Origin of the sequence: Chroococcidiopsis sp. (assembly GCF_051657925.1) — a bacterium.
Lineage (GTDB): Bacteria > Cyanobacteriota > Cyanobacteriia > Cyanobacteriales > Chroococcidiopsidaceae > Chroococcidiopsis.
The window spans coordinates 1-5,322 of the sequence record NZ_JBOFLP010000308.1 but is presented as its reverse complement, the minus strand read 5'-3'; the positions used below and the strand labels follow the sequence as shown (position 1 = coordinate 5,322).

Below are 5,322 nucleotides of genomic sequence, written 5' to 3'. Positions count from 1 at the left end.
GGCTGTTGGTTTAATTCTGACTCCAATTTACTTGCTGTCCATGTTGCGGCAAGTCTTCTATGGAAAAGAAAATCACGAACTGGCATTCGAGTCATATTTAGGCGATGCTAGACCGAGAGAAGTTGCGATCGCAATGTGTTTGCTAGTTCCCATCGTTGGCATTGGCTTGTATCCTAAAATTGCCACTCAAACTTTTGATGTAAAGACGGTAGCAGTCGCAAGCCAAGTACGTACCGCACTGTCTACCGTGGTAGCGCAGCAGCCCAAGACTCCTCTATATTCTCGCCTGCTGACTGCACCTCAGTTAGCCGTAACTCAGACATCAAATTTGGCTGAATAGTCATTTGTCATTAGTCATCGGTCATTTGTTTGTAGAGGCGGGTTCACCGAGATTTTCAGTCACCAGTCGAAATGTTTGGTAAACCCGCCCATACATTAGCAAGACCATATAAAGCATATTTCGTTTAGGGGCGCACAGATGTGCGCCCCTAATTTATGTTGCGATCGAATAAATCCCGACAAAAAAAGTCGGGTATGTTTGACTCGCTATATACACCGTGTTAGTATCAACCGAAGTTGACGGACAATCGAGGGAATGACTAATGACTCAGGCGATCGCAAACCAAACCAAGACAAACGCCACATTTAGAGCCTTGAAATGTAAAGAATGTGGTGCTGAGTACGAACTACAAGCAATGCATGTTTGCGAATATTGCTTTGGACCATTGGAAGTTGCCTACGATTACAACGCTCTGCGCGATACCGTCACTCGCGAAAGCATTCAAAAAGGACCCCACTCAATTTGGCGCTATCGTCCTTTTTTACCTGTTGCTACTGATAACCCAATTGATGTCGGAACTGGCTTAACACCTTTAGTTCGTGCCAATCGCCTAGCGCGTCGCCTCGGACTGAAAAAGCTTTACATTAAAAACGATGCCGTCAACATGCCTACCCTCAGCTTTAAGGATCGGGTGGTATCGGTTGCCCTGACTCGCGCTAGAGAATTAGGTTTTACGACAGTATCTTGTGCGAGTACGGGAAATTTAGCTAATTCTACCGCGGCGATCGCCGCTCACGCAGGGTTAGATTGCTGCGTTTTCATTCCTGCCGATTTAGAAGCAGGTAAGGTTTTAGGAACTTTGATCTACAGCCCTACTGTAATGGCAGTACAAGGTAACTACGACCAAGTCAACCGCCTCTGTTCTGAAGTGGCAAATACATACGGTTGGGGTTTTGTCAATATCAATTTGCGCCCCTATTACTCCGAAGGTTCCAAGACTTTAGGTTATGAAGTTGCAGAACAACTGGGTTGGGAATTACCAGACCACGTAGTTGCGCCTCTAGCTTCTGGTTCCCTGTTCACCAAAATCTACAAAGGCTTCCAAGAATTTACCGAAGTTGGCTTAGTAGAAGGCAAGCACGTCAGATTCAGCGGCGCGCAAGCCGATGGGTGTTCGCCGATTGCCCAAGCTTATCGGGAAAACAGAGACTTTATCAAACCAGTAAAACCGAGTACGATTGCTAAATCAATTGCGATCGGTAATCCAGCGGATGGTGTCTATGCCTTAGATATTGCGCGGAAAACAAACGGTAATATTGAATCAGTTAGCGATCCCGAAATTATCGAAGGAATCAAATTACTAGCAGAAACTGAAGGTATCTTTACCGAAACTGCTGGTGGAACCACGATCGCCGTGTTGAAAAAACTGGTAGAAGCAGGTAAAATCGACCCCGAAGAAACTACCGTTGCTTACATCACTGGAAATGGCTTGAAGACACAAGAAGCCATTCAAGGATATGCAGGCGAACCCCTGACAATTGAGCCAAAACTCGATAGCTTTGAAAGAGCATTAGAGCGTTCTCGTACCCTCGAACGCCTAGATTGGCAACAAGTTTTGGTTTAAATTAGTCATTTGTCATTAGTCATTTGTCATTAGCAATTATTGCTTTTGACTTTTGACTTTTGACTTTAAAATTATCTACTCCCTATTCCCTAATTTATGGCTGTTAAAGTACTAATTCCGACTGCATTGCAAAAGTTCACCAACAATCGAGCTACTTATGAGGGTAGCGGTAATAGCGTAGCCGAGCTGATTGAATCTCTGGAACAGGGTTTTCCTGGGATTAAGTCCCGTTTGTGTGACGAACAGGGACAACCGCGTCGTTTCTTGAATCTATACGTCAATAGCGAAGATATTCGCTTTTTGGATGGTATAGATACACCTTTAAAAGAAGGCGATGAAGTGAGCATCGTCCCTGCGGTAGCTGGCGGTTAATTCAGTTATTCAGTTGTCAGTTGTCAGTTATCAGTGTAGAGACGTTACATGTAACGTCTCTACTATCGTGTCACAATGTTCTTAAGGAAAAACTTATAAAGCGATCGCTCTTATACCTAATAGATCGAGGAATGAGTTGAGCAATGGCAGAAGAAAATCAGAATCCAGCACAGGCTCCAGCAGGAGAAACGGCAGGCGAAAACGCGCCACCCAGCACTGTAGACAAACAAGCTCCTGATGTCGTTGCAGAAAATCTCAAAACGACTTCTGACCCAGAAGCTTCAGAGATTCCTACTGCCAACGCACCAGTTCCAGAAGAGAATTTAGTGGCGAATACGGACGAGGCAAAGGAAAAAGGCACGGCGACAGCAGAAGCTCCAAATGAAACTGACCAGCAAGCAAAAGCAGCTGACAAGCCAGGTTCCAAAAAACCTGACGCATCACCCAAAGCCGACAAGCCAGCCGCTAAAGCTAAGAAAGAAAAGGGTCCGACAGTCGAAGATAAACCATTTACTGAGTTCATTCAACAAGACTACATCCCAGCTATCGAGAAAGCTTTAAAGGCTCAAGGAGTAGTGGATATAGACTTAACTTTCGCCAAGCAAAAAATGCCTGTTGTGAGCTACGAACAACAAGAGTGCTGGCAAATCGTTGGTAAGTGGCAAAATGTCTCGCGACAATTCAACCTTTATTTCCCTGACGAAGATATTCAAGGCAAGAAATATTTCTCTTGCAATGAAGGCTCTCGACCCAGTACAATCGAGCATTTTCTGGGTGACGAACGCAAAATGACACTCGACCTATTAATGTGGGGAATCATCCAACGGTTGAACGGTCAAAAGTGGCTGTCACTGAATTAAGTTCAACTATATTCTCATTCTAGATATGGTATTTGTAGGGGCGTACATCTGTGCGTCCCTACTATCTTTGTATTTCATTCAACTGCAAATCGCTACGATGGCAATTCCATAAATTTATAAACGACCACTCCAGTTGCAGGATGGTTGTCAACTCCCACATAACCAGACTTGACCATTTCTTTTAAGGTTGCTTCTACCTGAGCAAAACTAGCACCAGTCTCCATCACGCCTTGCGTGACGGAAAGCTTACCCCCATGCGCCGCCGCAGCTTTGAGCAATTTAACCATCAATTGCTCTTTAGGATTTATTTGGATTGTCTGGGTAGCAACTACCGGGTCTGATAGCGGTACGCCAGCAGCAGATAAGCCCATTTTGGCTCTCAGCTTAGCATTGTAATCATCTACCATATCGGGAATTAGAAATAAATCGATCAATTGCCCGACACCGAATAAGCCAAAGGTAAATAGCCACAACAAACCCGTAGCTATTTTGCCGTTATAGAAGCGATGCAACCCGTAAACTTGAAGCAAACAACCCAACCACAGAATATAAGAACTACTAGTTTTATTCATAAGTTGTGTGGATAACCAGGGAGCGTATTTTCTATGTTAGAGATTGGTATTGGATTTGACAGGTACGGTTATTAATCATTGGTCATTGGTCATTGGTCATTGGTCATTTGTATTTCCACTCCCGACTCCCGTACGGGCGGGTTTAACCGCAGAGCCATTTGTTATTTACAGGGATCTTCAAAAAACCCGCCCCTACGACTCCCGATTTTCAATGCATAAATCAGCCTATTTTGCCCAAAAAATAACGAATTTGTAAAAAAAGTTGATGGGGTGTAGTAACTCTTAATGTGGTAAAGCCACGCGATCGCCCTGAACCCTTGGTAGACTGAATTTTAGATAATAAATTGCGCTCTATCTTTTGTTACAGAGATAAGAACCCCACAAGAGCAAAACGACATGGTAGATTCCCTAAAAAAACCGAGCTTTGAAGAAATACGTCCTGGGGTAAAAGCTCCAGCAAAGGAAACCATACTTACGCCTCGGTTTTATACAACAGACTTCGATGAAATGGCGCGGATGGATATTTCCGTCAACGAAGATGAGTTGAAAGCAATACTCGAAGAGTTTCGTACTGACTACAATCGCCATCACTTCGTCCGAGATGAAGAATTTGAAAGGTCTTGGGATCACATTGATGGGGAAACTCGCCAATTATTTGTTGAGTTTTTAGAGCGTTCTTGCACGGCAGAGTTTTCTGGTTTCTTGCTGTACAAAGAACTCAGCCGCCGCTTGAAGGGTAAAAACCCCGTATTGGCAGAGTGTTTCGCCCTCATGTCGCGGGATGAAGCCCGTCACGCAGGTTTCCTAAATAAAGCGATGTCTGATTTTAACTTGTCGCTCGATTTAGGATTCTTAACCAAGAACCACACGTATACTTTCTTCAAACCGAAGTTTATCTTCTACGCCACTTATCTATCGGAAAAAATCGGTTACTGGCGCTACATCACGATTTACCGTCATTTCCAAGCGCATCCTGAAGATCGGATCTATCCAATTTTCCGCTTCTTTGAAAACTGGTGTCAGGACGAAAACCGTCACGGTGATTTCTTTGATGCGATTATGCGGGCGCAACCGCAAATGTTAAATGACTGGAAAGCGCGGTTATGGTGTCGCTTCTTCCTGCTGTCAGTGTTTGCCACTATGTATCTTAACGATATTCAGCGGGCTGGATTCTATGCTTCCATCGGCTTGAATGCACGGGATTACGATGTCTACGTGATTGAGAAGACGAACGAAACCGCAGGACGGGTATTTCCGGTGATGCTGGATGTAGAGAATCCAGAGTTTTACCAACGCTTAGATGTTTGCGTGAAGAATAATGAAAAATTAACGGCGATCGCTAGCTCTAATACGCCGAAGTTTCTACAATTCTTCCAGAAATTACCGTTCTATGTTTCCAATGGTTGGCAATTATTGCGGTTGTACCTGATGAAGCCAATTGACGTTGCTCCGTCTCACGGAATGGTACGATAGCAACTTTAAGTTTTGCTCCGCTAAAGTGGTTCTGTACTATGCAGAACCACTTTTTTTGTGAAAGAATCGCCAAAATCTCAAAAGTTAGGCTTGAATCTCGGTTTGTTGAAACTACGTCACGGAAGATCCCCCCAACCCCCC

At 44.2% G+C, this 5,322-nt stretch carries 5 protein-coding genes and 1 pseudogene; 5 read left to right on the top strand and 1 reads right to left on the bottom strand.

The features are described from left to right. The 4 genes and pseudogenes from ACRC32_RS24990 to ACRC32_RS24975 all read left to right on the top strand — a co-directional run. Window positions 1-340, top strand: a pseudogene (locus ACRC32_RS24990) (NAD(P)H-quinone oxidoreductase subunit 4); the annotation flags it as partial. A 262-nt stretch (window positions 341-602) separates the two neighbouring features. Then, entirely contained in the window at window positions 603-1,904 is a 1,302-nt protein-coding gene (thrC, locus tag ACRC32_RS24985) for a threonine synthase (RefSeq protein WP_438556506.1), read from the top strand. Window positions 1,905-2,000: 96 nt separating this feature from the next. Beyond that, on the top strand, window positions 2,001-2,276 hold the full coding sequence (locus ACRC32_RS24980; protein ID WP_438556505.1) for a MoaD/ThiS family protein: 276 nt from the start codon (window positions 2,001-2,003) through the stop codon (window positions 2,274-2,276). 143 nt (window positions 2,277-2,419) lie between these two features. Further along, the gene (locus tag ACRC32_RS24975) at window positions 2,420-3,136 is read left to right on the top strand and encodes a DUF2996 domain-containing protein (RefSeq protein WP_438556504.1); all 717 of its coding nucleotides are present in this window, start codon (window positions 2,420-2,422) and stop codon (window positions 3,134-3,136) included. A gap of 92 nt (window positions 3,137-3,228) precedes the next feature. Here the strand turns inward: ACRC32_RS24975 and ACRC32_RS24970 are convergent, their stop codons facing one another. Beyond that, entirely contained in the window at window positions 3,229-3,708 is a 480-nt protein-coding gene (locus tag ACRC32_RS24970; RefSeq protein ID WP_438556503.1) for an NINE protein, read from the bottom strand. Window positions 3,709-4,104: 396 nt separating this feature from the next. On the opposite strand from ACRC32_RS24970, the gene acsF reads away from it, so the two are divergent. Continuing rightward, on the top strand, window positions 4,105-5,181 hold the full coding sequence (gene acsF / locus ACRC32_RS24965; protein ID WP_438556502.1) for a magnesium-protoporphyrin IX monomethyl ester (oxidative) cyclase: 1,077 nt from the start codon (window positions 4,105-4,107) through the stop codon (window positions 5,179-5,181). The last annotated feature ends 141 nt before the right edge of the window (window positions 5,182-5,322 follow it).